Genomic DNA, 2,089 nt, shown 5'->3' on the forward strand with positions numbered 1-2,089 from the left:
ACGACATCACACAGGCCCTAGAGGCGTCACCCACCTCCATGACCAACCGGCAGATCCTCCAGGCCATGTCGGGGCTGATGGCCGGCATGTTCGTCGCCATCCTGGCCAGCACCGTGGTCGCCAACGCGCTCCCGCGCATCATCGCCGACCTGCAGGCCAGCCAGTCCTCCTACACCTGGGTCATCACCGCCGAGCTGCTGGCGATGACGGCGACGGTGCCCCTGTGGGGCAAGCTGTCGGACCTGTTCAACCAGAAGCTGCTGCTCCAGCTGTCCCTGTCCCTGTTCGTCGTCGGCTCCCTGCTGGCGGGCTTCTCCCAGGACGTGGGCCTGCTGATCTTCAGCCGCGTGGTGCAGGGCATCGGCGCGGGTGGACTCACGGCTCTGGCGCAGATCGTGATGGCGGCCATCATCCCGCCGCGCAGACTGGGCAAGTACGCGGGCATCTTCGGAGCCGTCTTCGCGGTCGGCACCGTGGCCGGACCGCTCATCGGCGGTGTTCTGGTGGACACGTCCTGGCTCGGCTGGCGCTGGTGCTTCTTCATCGGTGTGCCGTTCGCGCTGCTCGCCATCGCGCTGCTGCAGCGCACCCTGAAGCTGCCCACCGTCCGCCGCGAGGCGAAGATCGACTTCCTGGGCGCCTTCCTGATCGTCGCGGGTGTCTGCGCCCTGCTCATCTGGGTCTCCCTCGCGGGCAGCGAGTTCGACTGGATGTCGTGGCAGACCGCCGCGCTGACCGGTGGGGGAGTGCTGCTGCTGATCGCCGCGGTCGTCGTCGAGACGCGCGTGCCGGAGCCGATCATTCCGCTGGGCATCTTCCGCAACCGCACGGTGACGCTCACCACGGTCGCGAGTCTCCTCGTGGGTGTGGCCATGTTCGGCGGCACCGTCTTCCTCTCGCAGTACTTCCAGATCTCCCTGGGCAAGTCCCCGACCGTCGCGGGCCTGATGAGCCTGCCCATGATCCTCGGCCTGCTCGTCTCCTCGACCGTCGCCGGGCAGATCATCACCGCCACCGGCCGGTGGAAGGTGTACCTGGTCGCGGGTTCCGTCATCATGACGGCGGGCCTCGGCCTGCTGTCCACCATCGAGGCGGACACCCCCTTCGGCCTGCTCAGCCTCTACATGGCCGTCATGGGCGTCGGCGTCGGCATGCTGATGCAGAACCTGGTCCTGGCCGCGCAGAACGACGTTCCGGCGACCGAGCTGGGCGCCGCCACCTCGGTGCTCTCCTTCTTCCGGAGCATGGGCGGCACGATCGGCACCAGTGTGCTCGGGGCCATCCTCGCCAACCGGGTCGCCACCGAGATGACCAAGGGTCTGACGGAAGCGGGCATTCCGGCCGGGGCGAGCGAGTCCGGCGGCGAAGGGGTGCCCGACATGACGACGCTGCCCGAGCCGATGCGGGAGATCGTGGAGCACGCCTACGGGGTCGCCACCGCGGACCTCTTCCTCGTGGCCACGCCCGTCGCGGCCCTCGCCGTGATCGCCGTGCTGTTCATCAAGGAGAAGCCGCTGAAGGACACCAGCGGCATGGAACGGCTCACCGCCGAGTCCGCCGAGTCCGCCGAGTCCGCCGAGTCCGCCGGTACGACGGCGTCGCCGGCCGGCGTCGGCTGAGGCGAACGCCCTTGGGGGCGGTGGCGTGCGGAGGTCTTCCGGGAGGTGCCCGGAGGGCCTCCGCACGTGTATGCGGCGGGCCGGGCGTTGTTGACGAGGAGCGAGTTGTCCGGCTCAATGGGGCGCATGAATTCCGGGGAGCGTCTCGTCACCCGTGACCACATCGACTTCGGTCGGGTGTGGTCCGCGGCGTGTCGCGCCTGACGCGGCAGCGGGCCGTCTGACCGGCCCTTCCCTCCCACGGCGGCCCCTCGCGGGCCGAGCTCCTTCCGCCGCCCTTCGCGGCCCTTCGCGGCACGGCCGTACCCCCGTGCCCGACTCCATCCGAGGCCGCTGCCCCCGCGCCGTACCGAGGATGCTCCGGGGCGGCCGTGAGTTGCCCCGGACCCAGCCACCCCGGAGAATTCGAAGAGAGGTCGTCCCGGATGACGTCCGTCGCACCACCGTTCCCGTCGCCGTCGCCGTCGCCG

1 protein-coding gene is annotated in these 2,089 nt (G+C 70.0%); it reads left to right on the forward strand.

Features of this window, described 5'->3' with window-relative positions:
* The first annotated feature begins 38 nt into the window (after positions 1–38).
* Positions 39–1,619, forward strand: coding sequence for an MDR family MFS transporter (locus AOK11_RS38460; protein WP_055598231.1), 1,581 nt, complete (start codon positions 39–41; stop codon positions 1,617–1,619).
* Positions 1,620–2,089 lie beyond the last annotated feature (470 nt).

The organism is Streptomyces hirsutus (assembly GCF_001418415.1).
Lineage (GTDB): Bacteria > Actinomycetota > Actinomycetes > Streptomycetales > Streptomycetaceae > Streptomyces > Streptomyces hirsutus.

Bases quoted from the DNA above. Each gene is read 5' to 3' on its own strand.
- AOK11_RS38460 (WP_055598231.1), top strand. From the start codon at position 39: ATGACCAACCGGCAGATCCTCCAGGCCATGTCGGGGCTGATGGCCGGC.